Raw genomic sequence first — 15094 nt, 5'->3', positions numbered from 1 at the left:
TGCAATCGCCCGCCGCCCGGCATCGGGACCCGCCCGCCGACCGGCTCATTGCCGCTGACCGGATCGCCGGTCCCCGTTCCCGGACCGGATCGCACCGGCGGCGTGCATCGCCGGGCGATCCGGATGGTCGTACCGCACGACGATGTCGGCCTCCGCGGCCGCGGCGTGGTCGTGTTCGAGCAGCGGCGGGATCGTCCAGCGGTCCTCGTCGGGCGTCAGCCGGCCCAACGCGGCCCGCGACATCGCCAGGTGCACCGTGACGTCGAAGGCGAGTCCGCGACCGAGCAACATCGGGCCGGCGACCACGAGCACCTGACCGTCGGGCGCGTCCACCCGCCGGGCACGGGCCGACCGGTCCCCCGCCTCGTCCCACAACCGCGGCAGCCATCGGTTCTTCTCGTGAAGTCCCCGAACGACTTCGCGGTCGAGCGCGCCGTAGTCGAACCAGGTCCAGCGGTAGCTCTCGTGATCGGTGCGGCCGTGCTCGAAACGGAGCGAGGCCGGGCGCACGAAGTCGTGCAGCGACAGCACCGCCGCCGGCCGGCCCTCGACGCGCAGGCGCGCGGCGACCTCCTCGGCAAGGTTGAGCGGTGCGGCCGCGTCGGCGGCGGAGATCCCGACGCACACCCGTCGGCGGTGCCCGGCGGCGCGTTCGGCGATGACGCCGGCAAGGGCGGCCGGGCCGATCGGGGTGAACATCGTCATCAGCCCAGTTTCCGGCATCGCATGATCGTGGGTCGGAATCGGACCGGCAGGGCGCTCCCAGGCGCGGCGCCGGCGCCCGCGAACACCACTCCCGGGACGGCTCGATGCGGGCGGCAATCCCCCGCCCCGGTTTACCGCCGCGCTACACTCCTCGTGGAGTGCGGGAAGTCCGGTCGGCGGTGCACAGCCGAGCCGACCGCTCAGGAGTCCACCATGGCGCCGATATCTCCCCGCACCGCTGCTACCCCCCGAGTGTGGCTACACCCGGTTCCGCTCGTCGTGAGGGCGTACCGCGGCAAGACCTGCAGGTCTGGTCGACCACCGACCTACAGGTCCTCGCCGATCGTCTGCGCACCGACACCCGCTGTGCGCAGGAGCACACGCCCGGAATGCGCGAGGTGGTGCAGCTCGAACTGGCGCGGCGTCGGCCGGCGCGCACCCTCGACTGGCGGATGCAGGTGCACCCACCGAGTCCGACACCACACTGCTGGCGAGGTGGTCGTCACCGCGCCGCTGTCCGGCTCGCCGGTCCAGCTGCGGGCCACGGCGCAGGCCCATAGCCTGTTCGGGCCCGCGGCACGCATCGAGCAGATCGCTCTCGACGAGCGACTACACCTGGACCGTTGCGCCACCCCGGTGATCGGAGTGCGGCGGCGAACGGGCCGGAGGAGGCCACGATGACCACGCATGCACCGGCACAGGAACCCGAAACAATGCGACGGGCCACCGCCAACCTGTGGCGAGCCGTCGGCCGACGAGCACGGATGGAACGGAAGCACTTCGCACGTCACGTGATGACCGAGGCCGTCCTGCACCCGGACGGCGTCGCCGGCTGGCACGGCGAGATCCACGACAGCGAGGTCGTCGAGGACGACGAGATCGCCCGGCACCGAACAGACACCGCGACGCGGGAGACGACATGAACGAGCAGAAGACACCGAAGCTACCCGAGCACTCCCGAACCGGCGGTCGGCAGACGACCGCGGCGTTGTCCGCGGCGGGCGCGGCCGTCATCGCTGTCCGCTGCATCGCGCAGTTGACCGGCAAACCCTGCGAAGGGGCCATCTCGGTGGTCCCGAGCGACGACGGCTGGGTGGTCGAGGTGGAGGTGGTCGACGACCGGCGCATCCCCTCCTCAGCGGACATCCTGGCGATCTTCGAGGTCGATCTGGGACGGGAGGGGGTGATGAGGTCGTATCGCCGCACCCGACGCTACGGGCGCGGGAGCCGAGAACCTCAGATCGGCGGTGCGGTAGGGGCAGACGACGATCCGTCCCCGTGATCGAACGGGGCCGGAGGCGACAGGCGCTGCGGTCACCAGCCGCCGTGACCGAGCGGCCGCAGTCGGGGCGCCGGCCGCCGATCGACGCGCCGGCCCCGCACCGCACCGTTCGGGACAGAGCCCGCCAGCGCAATGCGGACCCGGGCTCGGTTTACGTGCTCGAGACGGACCTGCCGTCCGTCGCCGGAGGAACGGTGGGTTCTGTGACCGCCGGGGCGTCGGGTACGGCCTCGGTCGGCGGGATGCCGGGGGCAGTGCCGGTGTCCGACCCCGTGTCGGGGCCGCGGTGGGTGGCCTTCTTCGCCAGCGCCGCGACCTGGCGCTGCAGCTCCGGAGCCTTGTCCTTGACCGTCTGCGTCGCCCCACCCACCTTTTTCTGCACAGCCGGGTGGTGCCAGACGTCGAGGGACTGCTCTTTCATCGTTTCGTACGCGCGTCGGCCCGAACGGGCGCCTACCACGAAACCCGCGGCCGCCCCGGCGGCGAAGATCAGTGCTCTGATCATGACGTTCTCCCTCGCTCGACGAACTCCGGTGTACCGGCCCCCGAAGCCCGCACACCCGTGACGGTTTCCCCGGGGCACGGTCCCGGCCCGGAGCGCCCGCCCGGAAGGCGGCCGACGGCGTGGGTGCCGGCGCAGACCAGCATCACGAGTACCGCCCACAGCAACGAACCGAACACCCACGCCCCGACGACCGTCGCGCTGCCCACCCACACCCCGTCGAGCACCGCGACCGCCGACGGCTGCAACACCCACGCGTCCTCGCTTCCTGCCTCCGTTGCCTGCATCCGACCGCTCCTTGCCTCGCCCCCTCGCACACTGCGGCAGACTGCGAGCCCCTCGCGGATCCCCCCACCACAGCACCGCGCACAGCAGCCGCCCCGCCGGACTACCCCGACGCCGGATTCCGCGGCAGGTCCTCTCGCTGCACACCGGCACCAACTCCCGGCCCGACCGCAACCCGGCGTCGTCGGCGGCCGACCAGCTCGACGGCCCGGCCCAGATCAGCGCAACAGGGAAGTACCCGATCGATTCCGGTGACCTGCAACGCGTGCCTGACCTCTCCGACGGCAACGGCAGCGATCACGGGCCCGCCGAGACCGGTCCCGCACGCCGCCGACTCGAGCACCGTCAATCCCGCACACCCGAAGAAGTCGACCTGGAGCAGATCCACGACCACACCACGTCCCGAAAATCGTTGCTGAAGAACACAGTCCAGCAAAGGCGCGGTGGTGATGTCGACGTCGCCGCAGACGCGGACCACCACGGCTCCTGCGCCACTCCGATCGACCGAGATCTCGAACGTCGCCTGCTCGGGAACGGAGAAGTCCACCCGGAACACCCGAGCGTCGCCGTCCGTGTGTGAGTACAGCAGCACCATGGCGTCCCTTTGGCTCGGCCTCCCGCCGGTCGCAGCCAGGGTCACCTGGCCGTGCGAGATACCCGGAAGGCGGCGACCGCCTATCTTTGTCACCCGTCACAACGGTAGAGCAGACCGAACACCTATCGCAGGCGAATGTCGCCGCGATTTCGCGAACCACACCCCCACGGCAGACCCGAGCAATGACAAAATCAGATCGGACGTAGGGGGGCGACGCGGGAAGGAAGTGGTCACTGTGGTGCATGGCGTGGTGAGGTGGTTCAACGGGGAGAAAGGCTTCGGCTTCATCGCCCCCGACGACGGCGGCGCCGACCTGTTCATCGAGTACGCCGACATCGAATGCCGTGGCTACCGGGCCCTTCGGGACGGCCAAGAAGTCGAGTTCGAAGTCGCTGTGGGACCCAGGGGCCGGCACGCCCGCCAGGCTCGCGGCCTCTGAGCGGCGCGCCGAACCAGCACCACTCCTGGGCACCGGCAAGGATCCGACCCGTCCCTCGAGCAGAACGCTCGACGAACGGGGCCTCCCCCTGTCACGACGATCGACCATCCGGACCAGGATCTGCGGCCTGTGTGATGCAACCGGGTTATCGCCTTCATGTGGGCTCGCGCCCCCGGAGACGACCTCGGAAGGTCCGGGGTGTCATCCGTTCCGCAGGCCTGCTGCCGACACCGGGACCCGACAGCGCACACCGCGCCAACTCCGTTGTCTGACAGACCAATACCGAGCGGCGCTGCGCGTGCTGCCGATCGGTGAGCACGACCGCGGCAACTCGACCGAGGGTCCACCGGCCGGCGGCCAGGGTGACGACGGACAGCAGCAGATGCGCGGCAGCCTCCGACTCGATTCCCCGGAAGGCCACGCGAATACCGGCGACCTTGCCGGCGCACACCGCCGCCCGGTGTTCGACCGGTGACCGGACCTCGAGTTCGAGACTCTCCGGCGTCGTCCGGACAGCGGGCCCCGCCGACTTACCCGACCTCGTCCTCGTCGGCGAACACCACACCCTGAAATCGTCCCGTGCCGGCCCCAGGTCGTATCCCGATGTTCCGCCTCCGCGCCGATCGCCTCCACCATCGCGACCACTCTGCGGTGATGCGAACCAGCCCATCAGATCCGACGTGCTGGGCGCGATCCGCAGCAGCTCGCAGCAGCTTCCGGCTCGCGCCGAAGTGCAGGCGTCGAGCTGCTCGGCCCGACCGGCCTGCCGGGGCAGTTGGCGAAGAACGTGCTCGGAACCGCGTTGGACGCGGAAATGTTCCCGAGGGTTTCGTCCACGGGAGGAACCTACGCAGCCCCGAGGAGGCCACAGGGAAGGAAACGGTTCGTCGGGTTCTCCACCAGGTCCAGTGGCGTGCCGGGCCGCCCGGGGCGGTGACGGCGAGGGCGACCGTGTCAGCACCCAGGCGGCGGCGCGGACACGGTCGCCCGCGTCAGCCGCGGCGCGGGAAGTGGCGGATCAGCCCCTCCTGCACGACCGTCGCCACGAGTTCCCCCTCGAGGGTGAAGTAGCGGCCCGTCGCCAGCCCGCGCGATCCCGCCGCGACCGGGGACTCGGTGGCGTACAACGTCCATTCGTCGAACCGGACCGGCCGGTGGAACCACATGGAGTGGTTGACGGTGGCGGCGACGATCCGGTCCAGCCCCCAGGACAGTCCGTGGGTGGTGAGGATCGAGTCGAGCACGGTGGTATCGGAGCTGTAGGCGAGGGTGGCGGCGTGCAGGAGCGTGTCCTCGGGCAGCGCGCCGTCGGCGCGCATCCACACCCGGTTGTGCGAGAGGCGTTCCCCGGTGCCCTTGAGGATCCAGGCGGGGTCGTTGGCGTACCGCATGTCGATCGGCTTGAGGGCGTTGACGAAGTGCGGGAGGTGATCCTCGAACCCGGACAGGTGGTCCCCGAGCGGCGGCAGCACGTCCGGGTAGGGCACCTCGGGAACGCTCACCGCATGCTCGAGTCCCTTGCCCCACCGCTGAAAGGCGGCGAGCATGACGAACAGCTCCCGGCCGTCCTGGGAGGCGGTGACCATGCGGTTCGCGAAATCCCGGCCGTCCCGGTGCCGGACCACCCGGTACTCGATCGGTGCCTTGACGTCACCGCCGCGGATGAAGTGGGCGTTGAGCGCGTGCACCGGCCGGTCCCCGACGGTGCGGCCGGCCGCGATCAGGGCCTGGGCGACGAGCTGGCCGCCGAAGGTGCGGCTGCCCACCTGGGCCGGGTGCTCACCCCGGTAGAGGTCCTCGTCGACCCGCTCGAGATCGAGCAGATCGACGAGGACCTCGAGATCGGTCGCGGTGCGACGGCTCAATGGGTGTCCTTCTCCCCGATCCGGTGCACGTGGATCAGGTTGGTCGACCCGGAGCGGCCGGGCGGGGACCCGGCCACGATGACCACGAGGTCGCCCCGCTGGTACCGGCCGAGCGAGAGCAGCGCCGCGTCGACCTGCTGCACCATCACATCGGTCGTGTCGACCGGCTCGACGGAGAAGGTCTCGGTGCCCCAGGTCAGCGCCAGCTGGCTGCGGATGTGCGGCACCGGGGTGAACGCCAGCAGCGGCAGCCGGGTGTGCAGCCGCGCCAGGCGCCGCACCGTGTCGCCGGACTGGGTGAACGCCACCAGCGCCTTGGCGTCGAGTCGCTCGCCGATGTCGCGCGCCGCGTAGGAGATCACCCCGCGCTTGGTGCGCGGCACGTGGGTCAGCGCCGGCACCCGGGTGGGGTCGGACTCCACGGCCGCGATGATGCGGGCCATCGTCCGCACCGTCTCGACCGGGTACTTGCCCACCGACGTCTCGCCGGAGAGCATCACCGCGTCCGCGCCGTCGAGGACCGCGTTGGCGACGTCGGAGGCCTCGGCGCGGGTCGGCCGGGAGTTCTCGATCATGGACTCGAGCATCTGCGTGGCCACGATGACGGGTTTGGCGTTCTCGCGGGCGATCTGGATCGCCCGCTTCTGCACCAGCGGCACCTCCTCGAGCGGCATCTCGACGCCGAGGTCACCGCGGGCGACCATCACCGCATCGAACGCCAGCACGACCGCCTCGAGGTTCTCGATGGCCTCGGGCTTCTCGAGCTTGGCGATCACCGGCACGCGGTGGCCGACCCGATCCATCACCTCGTGCACGAGCTCGATGTCGGCCGGGGAACGCACGAACGACAGGGCGACGAAGTCCACGCCGAGCCGCATGGCGAACTCGAGATCCTCGATGTCCTTCTCCGACAGCGCCGGCACCGAGATGTTCATCCCCGGCAGGGATACGCCCTTGTTGTTGCTGACCGGCCCACCCTCGGTGACGCGGCAGACCACATCCGTGCCCTCGACGTGCTCGACGACCAGGCCGACCTTGCCGTCGTCGACGAGCAGGCGATCCCCCGGGCGCGCGTCGTCGGCGAGCTGCTTGTAGGTGGTCGAGACCCGGTCGTGGGTTCCCTCGACGTCGTCGACGGTGATCCGGACGATCTCGCCCGCATTCCACACCGTCGGCCCCTCGGCGAACCGGCCGAGGCGGATCTTCGGGCCCTGCAGGTCGGCGAGGATGCCGACGGCATGCCCGCTGGCATCGGAGGCCTCCCGCACGCGGCGGTAGTGGGCCTCGTGATCGGCGTGTTCGCCATGGCTGAAGTTGAGGCGGGCCACGTCCATCCCGGCGTCGACGAGTTCCCTCAGGACCTCGGGGTCTGCCGTGGCCGGGCCCATGGTGCAAACGATCTTGGTGCGTCGGGTCACGCGGTCGAGCCTAGTACCCGGGCGGCGGTGGCGGAGCACGGCCGGTGCAGCGCCGCCGCCGTGCCCGCGCGGCCGAGGACCGACGTCCGGTCGCCCCGGCCGTCGGTCCGGCCGTCGCCGCACCTCCGCCGGGCGCGGTGCCCGGACTGCTCGGCGCCGAGGCGGCCCGCGGAACCCGCTGCGACGGAGACGCATCCGGCGGGGGCGCCGGCGGCAGCGCGGTCCGGACCGCGGGTGCGGGCACGGAGGTGCCGCCGCAGCGTCGATCACCGACACTCCACGCGATGCATAAAATATGTGGCATACCACAGAGATAGTCGTACCGGACGCCCCGTTCCCCGGCGGTCCGAGTCCGCTCCGGCGTCACCCGGGAGCTATCTCCGACACGGTAGGTTTTCTGTGGTGATCGGGTAGATTCGGCACGCCGGAGGCCGTGGCAGCCAGGACATCGAGCGAGGGAATCTGGAATGGAGAAGACGAGGAAGGAGCCGGTACCGCACTCCCGCCGGGGGGTCTACGGCATCTCGGTGGCATCCGAACTGTCCGGGGTCGATCCACAGTCCATGCGCCTGTACGAACGCCGCGGACTGCTCAGCCCCGCGCGCACCGAAGGCGGCACCCGCCGCTACAGCGACGAGGACGTGGCGCGCCTGCGACGCATCAGCGAACTCCTCGCCGAGGGCATCAATCTGGCCGGCATCGCCCAGATCTTCCGCCTCGAGTCGAACCACGCCGAACTGGCGTCCCACAACGCACGTCTCGAATCCCACAATGCACGGCTCGAATCGGACAAGGCCCGCCTCGAATCCGACAAGGCCCGGCTCGAGGATGCCAACGCGCGACTCGAGTCGGACAACGCGCGCCTGCGGGCGGACAACGACAACAGCTGAGCGACCTCACAGCGGACACGCACCGGCCGCCGGACGGCGCGGGGCATGGAATGCGCTGTCCGGCGGCCGATGACGTCTGCGCAGCGGCGGGCGAAGGACCCGGCCGGCCGGCCGCTCGCTCAGCGGGCTTCGTCCGCGGCCTGCTGTTCGGTGCGCGCGCCCTCGTGTGCCAGGGTTCCGGCCGAGTTCTCGAGGTGAGCCCGGACGAACCACTGGAACTTCTCGAGGTCGCGCGTCTGCCCGATGAGCAGGTCCTCGGTGATCGGATCGATCTGCCCGACCTCCGCAATCGCCTTGCGGCAGTCCCCGATCACGCCGTCGTACACCAGATCGAGGGCGGCGAGGTGGGCCTGGGCGGTGTCCCGCCCCACCGAATAGTCGTCCCACGAACGGTCCTTCTCGATCGCGCCCGCGGTGCCCTTCGGGGACGATCCGAGTGCGGCGATGCGTTCGGCGACGTCGTCGGCGAATCCGCGAACCGCCTCGACCTGCGGATCGATCATCTCGTGCACGCCGATGAAGTTCGGTCCCACGACGTTCCAGTGAACGTGCTTGAGGGTGAGGTGCAGGTCGTTGTAGGCGCTGAGCCGATTCTGCAGCACTTCGGCCACCCGGGCACCCTCGCTGTCGCTCAGGCCGGGGACGGTGAACTTCGCCATCTTCGATTCCTCCTACCGGGTCGTGTGTCGTACCTCCGCAGGCCGTCTCGCCGGCCCGCCGGTGTCGGCACGTGGGTGCCGGGCACCCCGCTGACCGGGTTACCCCGGCGCCCGGGCGTCGAAACCGCGGGGAAGGAAGCCCGTGCAACCTTCCACGAGTAGGACCACGAGTAGGACACTGCCTGATCCCCCTCCCACGCCCCGCACCGGACCGGAGATCCGCAGGAATTGCACCTTCCATTTGACAAAACCTTTATTCTGCGAGACAGATTATCTACCGGAGGGGTGCGGAGGCGCCGCGTCCCGGGATTCCGAGCGCGGCGAAGTGCCTCCGTACCCCGCCCCGGGTGATACACAAAAACTACTTGTCATAAGTACGAGTTCGACGGACGTTGCCGGAGCGATTCGCCCCGGTGTCGAGCAAGGAGGCGCGACGCGATGACCGCAGCGGACCTGGTGGTGGTGGCCAATCGGCTCCCGGTGGACTACGACCCGTCGGCCGACGACGGACGCGGGGGGTGGCGTCGCAGTCCGGGGGGGCTCGTCACCGCCCTGGAGCCGGTGCTGCGCGCCGCCGACGGCGCGTGGGTGGGCTGGCCGGGCGCCCCCGACGTCGCGTTCGATCCGTTCACCGAGGACGGCATCACGCTGCATCCGGTTTCCCTCACCGAAGGCGAGGTCGCCGACTACTACGAGGGATTCTCCAATGCGACGCTGTGGCCGCTGTACCACGACGCGATCGTCGCTCCCGTCTACGACCGGACGTGGTGGCGGACGTACGTCGCGGTCAACCGTCGCTTCGCCGAGGCGGCGTCCGACGCGGCCGCCCCGGGCGCGACCGTGTGGGTGCACGATTACCAGCTCCAGCTCGTGCCCAAGATGCTGCGCGACCTCCGGCCCGACCTGAAGATCGGCTTCTTCCTGCACATCCCCTTCCCGCCCACCGAGCTGTTCCTGCAGTTGCCGTGGCGCACCGCCGTCGTGGAGGGCCTGCTCGGCGCCGACCTGGTGGGCTTCCATCTGCCCGGCGGTGCCCGCAACTTCCTGTTCCTGGCACAGCGGCTGCTCGGGTTGCACACGAGCGCGCACTCCGACCTGGACTCGTGCGTGGGCACCGTCGACGTCGGCGACCGGCGGGTACAGGTCGGCGCCTTCCCCATCTCGATCGACTCGGCCCACTTCGCCGAACGCGTCCGGTCCCCGCACATCCGCGAGCGAGCCGCGCAGGTCCGCGAGGAACTCGGCAACCCCGAGACCCTGCTGCTGGGCGTGGACCGGCTCGACTACACCAAGGGCATCGACCTTCGGCTCGAGGCGCTGCACGAACTGCTCGACGAGGGCACCCTCGACCCCGAGAAGGTCGCCATGGTGCAGCTGGCCACCCCGAGTCGCGAGCGCGTGTCCGCCTACGCACAGTTGCGCGAGGACATCGAGCGCAAGGTGGGCCACCTCAACGGCGAGTACGGGCAGCTGGGCCGGCCGGTGGTGCACTACCTGCACCGGCCCGTCGACCGCGACGAGCTCATGGCCCTGTACAGCGCGGCGGACGTCATGCTCGTCACGCCCCTGCGCGACGGCATGAACCTCGTCGCCAAGGAATACATCGCCTGCCGGACCGACGGCACCGGCGCCCTCGTACTGAGCGAGTTCACCGGGGCGGCCAGCGAACTGCGCCGCGCGCATCTGGTCAACCCGCACGATCTCGACGCCGTCAAACGCGCGATCGTCACCGCCGCCACCGAGGACGCGGCGACGGCGGCGCGCCGGATGCAGTCTCTGCGTACCCAGGTGCTCCACCACGATGTCGACCGGTGGGCCAACGCCTTCCTCACGGACCTGCGCGCGAGCGGATCCGGCACCACCGCGGCGGCGAGCGCCTGAAGTACCGCCGGGCGCGGGCGGGTCACGTTTAGCGATCCGCCCGGGCGGTGATCCTCCCCCTGATCGTGACACCGTGTCTTGATCGTGGCACCGCGTCGGAAGGAGGCCGTCGATGGCCGGTCCCGTAGTCCAGAGCCCATCCGCGTCGGGTGTGCGCCGCGCGTCGGCGGCCGACACCGCCCGGCTCGCCGCCGAAGTCGGCCTGCCGTTCGTCGCAGCGGGGGCCATCGCGCGCCGGCGCACGGTGATGGGCCTGCTCGAGCGGACGCAGGCCGACGCGCGCATCGTCGCGACCGTTGCGCGCCTGCGCGACCGCTACGGCGACGGCCCCCTCACCGTGTCGCTGCCCGGACGGACGCTCGCCGTGGTGCTCTCACCCTCGGACGTCGACACCGTGCTGCGGACCGACGCGGGGTCCTTCACCGCCGCGACGGTCGAGAAGCGGGCCGCCCTCGCGCCGTTCCAGCCCCACGGCGTGCTGGTCTCGCGCAACCCGCTGCGGGACCGGCGCCGGGCCGTCAACGAGAAGGCCCTCGACACCGATCGCGAGTTGCACCGGCTCGCCACACCGATGGTGCGCACGATCGAGGAGGAGGCGAACGGGCTGTTGCGCCGGGCCCGAGCGGAAGGCGACCTGAGCGCCGCCGAGTTCACCCGCTCCTGGTGGCGATTGGTGCGTCGGCTCGTCCTCGGCGACGCGGCACGCGGAGACGACACTCTCACCGATCAGCTGTGGCGGCTGCGGTCCGACGGCAACTGGTCCTACGCCCACCCGGTGCGCCATCGGCTGCGCGACCGCTTCACCGAACGGCTGCACGGCTACGTCGAGCGGGCCCCCGCCGGCACCCTCGCCGGCGCGCTGGGCGAGATCGCCGCACCGGCCGCGGTCGATCCCCAGGGCCAGATCCCGCACTGGCTGTTCGCCTTCGACGCCGCGGGCATGGTCACCGCCCGCGCGCTGGCCGTACTGGCCACCCATCCGGAACAGCGGGCGCGGGCCCGGAGCGAGATCGGCGCCGCCGACCTGGGCGCCCCGGAGCCGTTCGAGTACCTGCGCGGGTGCGTCCTCGACACCACCCGGCTGTGGCCGACCACTCCCGCGATCCTGCGGGATTCGACGGCGGACACGACGTGGAGCGACGAGCGCGGCAGCTACACGATCCCGTCCGGGACCGGGTTCGTCGTGCTGGCGCCGGCCTTCCACCGCGATCGCGAGACGCTGCCGTTCGCGGACCGGTTCGCGCCGGAGATCTGGATCGACGGCGAGGCCGACCGATATCCGGCACTCGTGCCGTTCAGCATCGGCCCGGCCGGGTGCCCGGGCCGCAATCTCGTCCTGTTCGTCGCCAGCACCCTGCTCGCCCATCTGCTCGCCGACGCCGAGTTCACGCTGACCTCCCGCCTGAAGCCGGATCCGGCACGGCCGCTGCCCGCCACCCTGAACAACTTCGCGTTGCGGTTCGCCGTCCACTGATCCGGCACCGGCCATGAGGAGCACGTCACCGGCCCGTGACCGTCGACAGCCGTGCGACGGCGGAAGTGGCGATGCGGTTCGGCCCGCATCGCCACTTCCGGCATCCGCGATCAGTCGTCGGTGGAGTTCTCTGCGGTGGAATTCTCCGCGATCTCCGGGGCGCGCTCCCGAGTCGCCATGCCGCCGTCCTTGCCCTCGTCCACCGGGCCGGGCCGGCCCCCCTCGGGCCGGTTGTCGTCGGTCGACTTCTTCTCCGTCACGGGGTCTCCTTCGGTCGGGAAGCTCGCGGTCACGGGCCGGGACGATCGACCTCGCCGCGCCATGCGCCGTCGGCGACGCCTTGCTTCTCGATGAACTCCTTGAACCGCCGCATGTCGCCTTTGACGCGGAGGTCGAGGAGGCCGAGTTTGTCGGCGACGTTCTCGAAGAAGCCCTCGGGGTCGATGTCCATCTGCGCGGTGACCCGCGTGTTCGAATCGTCGAGCCGGTGGAAGGTGATCACGCCGGCGTGGTCCGGCCCGGCGTCGGACCTCCATGCGACGCGCTCGTCGGGATGCTGCTCGGTGATCGTCGCGTCGAACTCCTTCGTCCCACCGGCGACCTTGACGACCCAGTGGGTGTGGGTGTCGTCGATCTGGCGGACCTGCTCGACGCCCTCCATGAAGCGGGGGAACTCCTCGAACTGCGTCCACTGGTTGTAGGCCGTAGTGATCGGGACATGGACGTCGACCGACTCGGTGATCGTGCTCATGACGCTCCTTTCCTGCGGCGACCGGTGCGACCGCTCACGAGGTGGCCTACCCGGGCGGCCGAGCCGGGAAACGCCGGGGGTCCAGGTGCAGCGACCGGGGATGCACCGGTGCCGGCAGTGCCGACTCGCCCGTGAGGAACGCGTCCACACCGCGCGCCGCCGCGCGCCCCTCGGCGATCGCCCACACCACCAGCGATGCACCGCGGTGGGCGTCGCCGCACACGAACACCGCAGGGGCCGAGGTCTGCCAGCGCTCGTCGCAGTCGAGAGTGCCCCGCACGCCGGGAGTCAGGCCGAGGGCGTCGAGGAGCGGTCCGCGCTGCACCCCTTCGAAGCCGACCGCGAGGAGGGCGAGGTCGCAGGGCATCTCGAAGGGGTCCCCGAGGGGGATGCGGCGCGCGTCGACCTCGGCCAGTTCGAGCGCCCGCACCTGCCCACGGATACCGACGAAGCGCTGCACCGTCACTTCGAACCGGCGGGTTCCGCCCTCCTCGTGCGCGGGCGCCGTCCGCAGCACCCACGGCGCGAGCGGCCACGGGGTGACGTCCTCGTCGCGGCGGCCGGGCGGACGGGGCCGATAGTCGAGCTGGGTGACGGAACGCGCGCCCTGACGCAGGGCGGTGCCGAAGCAGTCGGTGCCGGTGTCCCCGCCGCCGACGATCACCACGTGCCGTCCGGCGGCGGTGAGGGCCGCCGGCCCGTCGCCCTCGCACTCGTGGTTGGCAGCGACGAGGAATTCCATCGCGGGATGCACCCCGCCGAGTTCCCGGCCCGGGACTGGCAGGTCGCGGGCGCGGCCGGCCCCGACCGCGAGGACCACCGCGTCGAAGCCGGCCCGCAGCGCGGCGACATCCGGGTCGACGCCGGCCTCGGTGCCGGTGCGGAAGACCGTGCCCTCGGCGCGCATCTGCGCCAGGCGGCGGTCGACGAGCGCCTTGTCCATCTTGAAGGCGGGGATGCCGTAGCGCAGCAGGCCGCCGAGCCGGTCGGCGCGTTCGAGGACGGTCACGGCGTGTCCGGCGCGGGTGAGCTGCTGGGCGGCGGCGAGACCCGCCGGGCCGGAGCCGACGACGGCGACGGATCGCCCGGTGCTGCGGGCCGGGGGACGCGGCGGCACGCGGCCGTCGGCCCAGGCCCGGTCGGCGATCGCCCGCTCGATCCGTTCGACGGTCACGCCCGCGGTGTGGTCGTCCCGGGCGAGCACGCAGGCGGATTCACAGGGGGCCGGGCACAGCCGGCCGGTGAACTCGGGGAAGTTGTCGGTGGCGTGCAGCCGGTCGGCGGCCTCGGCCCACAGATCACGACGCACCAGGTCGTTCCACTCGGGGATGAGGTTGCCGAGCGGGCAACCGGTGCCGGCGCTGTGGCAGAAGGGGATACCGCAGTCCATGCAGCGGGCGGCCTGCTCCCGGAGCGAGCGCGCCTCCTCGTCCGGGGGCTGCGCCCGGTGCACCTCCGCCCAGTCGCGGACGCGTTCGGCGGCGGGCCGGCGCGGCGGTTCACGTCGGTCGTAGCGCAGGAATCCGCGGGGATCAGGCACCGTCGGCTCCCACCGGGGTGGGCCGCTCGCCTGCCGCGGCGCGGACCCGGATCAGATCCTCGGGCACCACCGCGGTGAACCGGCCCGCGCTGCCGGGCCATTCGGCAAGGATGTCCCCGGCGACCGCCGATCCGGTGCCCGCGTGGTAGCGGGCGATCAGGTCACGCAGCGGAGCGAGGTCGCCGTCGTCGACGGGCTGCAGTTGCACGGAGGCGGTGTTGACGCGGCCGGGCTCGAGGTCGAGGACGTGGGCCAGCCCCCCGGACATGCCGGCCCCGAGGTTGCGACCGGTGGCGCCGAGGATCACGACGCGGCCCCCGGTCATGTACTCGCAGGCATGGTCGCCGGTGCCCTCGCACACGGCGTCGGCGCCGGAATTGCGCACCGCGAAGCGCTCCCCCACCCGGCCGTGCAGGAACAGTTCCCCGGAGGTGGCCCCGTACAGGACGGTGTTGCCGGCGACGATCTGCTCGTGCGGGTCGAACGGCGCGGCCGGGTCGGGGCGCACCACCACCCGTCCGCCGGACAGGCCCTTGGCGACATAGTCGTTGGCGTCGCCGGTGACGGTGACGGTGATGCCGACGGGCAGGAAGGCACCGAGGGACTGCCCGGCGCTGCCGTACAGGTCGATCCGCACCGTGTCGTCGGGCAGGCCGGTGGGGCACCGTCGACCGGCGGTCCAGCCGAGCAGGGTGCCGACGGCGCGGTCGCGGTTGGTGACGGCGGCGGTGAGATGCACGGGTCGGCCGTCGTCGAGGGCGGGGGCCGCGCGCGCGATGAGGTCACGGTCCAGCGGCGCGTCCGGGGG

At 71.4% G+C, this 15094-nt stretch carries 15 protein-coding genes and 2 pseudogenes; 6 read left to right on the top strand and 11 right to left on the bottom strand.

What is annotated here, in order from left to right:
* Positions 1-45: 45 nt before the first annotated feature.
* A complete protein-coding gene (locus G6038_RS23325; RefSeq protein WP_165040174.1) occupies positions 46-705 on the bottom strand; it encodes a uridine kinase in 660 nt (219 codons plus the stop codon).
* Positions 706-1430: 725 nt separating this feature from the next.
* On the opposite strand from G6038_RS23325, the pseudogene G6038_RS23320 reads away from it, so the two are divergent.
* Positions 1431-1592, top strand: a pseudogene (locus tag G6038_RS23320) (cyclase); the annotation flags it as partial.
* A 32-nt stretch (positions 1593-1624) separates the two neighbouring features.
* Positions 1625-1987 carry a gas vesicle protein GvpO gene (gvpO, locus tag G6038_RS23315; protein ID WP_165040154.1) on the top strand — a complete coding sequence of 121 codons (363 nt, stop codon included), beginning with the start codon at positions 1625-1627 and terminating at the stop codon, positions 1985-1987.
* 151 nt (positions 1988-2138) lie between these two features.
* On the opposite strand, the gene G6038_RS23310 is transcribed toward gvpO, so the two are convergent.
* The 3 genes from G6038_RS23310 to G6038_RS23300 form a co-directional block, all read right to left on the bottom strand.
* Entirely contained in the window at positions 2139-2492 is a 354-nt protein-coding gene (locus G6038_RS23310; RefSeq protein ID WP_165040152.1) for a YtxH domain-containing protein, read from the bottom strand.
* Positions 2489-2776 (bottom strand): hypothetical protein, encoded by a 288-nt coding sequence (locus G6038_RS23305; protein ID WP_165040150.1) that lies wholly within the window; start codon positions 2774-2776, stop codon positions 2489-2491. The genes G6038_RS23310 and G6038_RS23305 overlap by 4 nt, the downstream gene beginning before the upstream one ends.
* Positions 2777-2877: 101 nt before the next feature.
* Positions 2878-3369: an STAS domain-containing protein gene (locus G6038_RS23300; RefSeq protein WP_165040148.1), complete on the bottom strand. Its 492-nt coding sequence runs from the start codon at positions 3367-3369 to the stop codon at positions 2878-2880.
* A 235-nt stretch (positions 3370-3604) separates the two neighbouring features.
* Between G6038_RS23300 and G6038_RS31570 the strand changes: the two genes are divergently transcribed.
* Positions 3605-3808, top strand: coding sequence for a cold-shock protein (locus G6038_RS31570; RefSeq protein WP_346772893.1), 204 nt, complete (start codon positions 3605-3607; stop codon positions 3806-3808).
* A gap of 992 nt (positions 3809-4800) precedes the next feature.
* Here G6038_RS31570 and G6038_RS23290 read toward each other — a convergent pair.
* Positions 4801-5673, bottom strand: coding sequence for an acyl-CoA thioesterase II (locus tag G6038_RS23290; RefSeq protein ID WP_165040144.1), 873 nt, complete (start codon positions 5671-5673; stop codon positions 4801-4803).
* Positions 5670-7091 (bottom strand): pyruvate kinase, encoded by a 1422-nt coding sequence (gene pyk / locus G6038_RS23285; RefSeq protein ID WP_165040142.1) that lies wholly within the window; start codon positions 7089-7091, stop codon positions 5670-5672. Before pyk ends, G6038_RS23290 begins: the two co-directional genes overlap by 4 nt.
* A 467-nt stretch (positions 7092-7558) precedes the next feature.
* Between pyk and G6038_RS23280 the strand changes: the two genes are divergently transcribed.
* Entirely contained in the window at positions 7559-7981 is a 423-nt protein-coding gene (locus tag G6038_RS23280; protein WP_165040140.1) for a MerR family transcriptional regulator, read from the top strand.
* 119 nt (positions 7982-8100) lie between these two features.
* Here the strand turns inward: G6038_RS23280 and G6038_RS23275 are convergent, their stop codons facing one another.
* The gene (locus G6038_RS23275) at positions 8101-8640 is read right to left on the bottom strand and encodes a DNA starvation/stationary phase protection protein (protein WP_165040138.1); all 540 of its coding nucleotides are present in this window, start codon (positions 8638-8640) and stop codon (positions 8101-8103) included.
* A gap of 438 nt (positions 8641-9078) precedes the next feature.
* On the opposite strand from G6038_RS23275, the gene G6038_RS23270 reads away from it, so the two are divergent.
* Both G6038_RS23270 and G6038_RS23265 read left to right on the top strand, forming a co-directional pair.
* On the top strand, positions 9079-10521 hold the full coding sequence (locus tag G6038_RS23270) for a trehalose-6-phosphate synthase (RefSeq protein ID WP_165040137.1): 1443 nt from the start codon (positions 9079-9081) through the stop codon (positions 10519-10521).
* A gap of 112 nt (positions 10522-10633) precedes the next feature.
* Positions 10634-11995, top strand: coding sequence for a cytochrome P450 (locus G6038_RS23265; protein WP_165040135.1), 1362 nt, complete (start codon positions 10634-10636; stop codon positions 11993-11995).
* Positions 11996-12105: 110 nt separating this feature from the next.
* Here the strand turns inward: G6038_RS23265 and G6038_RS23260 are convergent, their stop codons facing one another.
* The 4 genes and pseudogenes from G6038_RS23260 to G6038_RS23245 form a co-directional block, all read right to left on the bottom strand.
* On the bottom strand, positions 12106-12255 hold the full coding sequence (locus G6038_RS23260; protein WP_165040133.1) for a hypothetical protein: 150 nt from the start codon (positions 12253-12255) through the stop codon (positions 12106-12108).
* Positions 12256-12284: 29 nt separating this feature from the next.
* Positions 12285-12746: an SRPBCC family protein gene (locus tag G6038_RS23255; RefSeq protein ID WP_165040131.1), complete on the bottom strand. Its 462-nt coding sequence runs from the start codon at positions 12744-12746 to the stop codon at positions 12285-12287.
* 46 nt (positions 12747-12792) lie between these two features.
* On the bottom strand, positions 12793-14286 hold the full coding sequence (locus G6038_RS23250) for a glutamate synthase subunit beta (RefSeq protein ID WP_165040129.1): 1494 nt from the start codon (positions 14284-14286) through the stop codon (positions 12793-12795).
* Positions 14279-15094 (bottom strand): annotated as a pseudogene (locus tag G6038_RS23245) (glutamate synthase subunit alpha); the annotation flags it as partial. The gene G6038_RS23250 and the pseudogene G6038_RS23245, both read right to left, overlap by 8 nt.

It is taken from the genome of Rhodococcus sp. 14C212 (assembly GCF_011058195.1).
In the GTDB taxonomy this organism is placed as follows: domain Bacteria; phylum Actinomycetota; class Actinomycetes; order Mycobacteriales; family Mycobacteriaceae; genus Rhodococcus; species Rhodococcus aetherivorans.
This window is presented reverse-complemented; position numbering and strand designations above follow the sequence as displayed.

Excerpts from the sequence above, each read along its gene's own strand:
- G6038_RS23325 (WP_165040174.1), bottom strand. The coding sequence starts at position 705 with ATGACGATGTTCACCCCGATCGGCCCGGCCGCCCTTGCCGGCGTCATC.
- gvpO (WP_165040154.1), top strand. The coding sequence starts at position 1,625 with ATGAACGAGCAGAAGACACCGAAGCTACCCGAGCACTCCCGAACCGGC.
- G6038_RS23310 (WP_165040152.1), bottom strand. The coding sequence starts at position 2,492 with ATGATCAGAGCACTGATCTTCGCCGCCGGGGCGGCCGCGGGTTTCGTG.
- G6038_RS23305 (WP_165040150.1), bottom strand. The coding sequence starts at position 2,776 with ATGCAGGCAACGGAGGCAGGAAGCGAGGACGCGTGGGTGTTGCAGCCG.
- G6038_RS23300 (WP_165040148.1), bottom strand. The coding sequence starts at position 3,369 with ATGGTGCTGCTGTACTCACACACGGACGGCGACGCTCGGGTGTTCCGG.
- G6038_RS23280 (WP_165040140.1), top strand. The coding sequence starts at position 7,559 with ATGGAGAAGACGAGGAAGGAGCCGGTACCGCACTCCCGCCGGGGGGTC.
- G6038_RS23275 (WP_165040138.1), bottom strand. The coding sequence starts at position 8,640 with ATGGCGAAGTTCACCGTCCCCGGCCTGAGCGACAGCGAGGGTGCCCGG.
- G6038_RS23270 (WP_165040137.1), top strand. The coding sequence starts at position 9,079 with ATGACCGCAGCGGACCTGGTGGTGGTGGCCAATCGGCTCCCGGTGGAC.
- G6038_RS23265 (WP_165040135.1), top strand. The coding sequence starts at position 10,634 with ATGGCCGGTCCCGTAGTCCAGAGCCCATCCGCGTCGGGTGTGCGCCGC.
- G6038_RS23255 (WP_165040131.1), bottom strand. The coding sequence starts at position 12,746 with ATGAGCACGATCACCGAGTCGGTCGACGTCCATGTCCCGATCACTACG.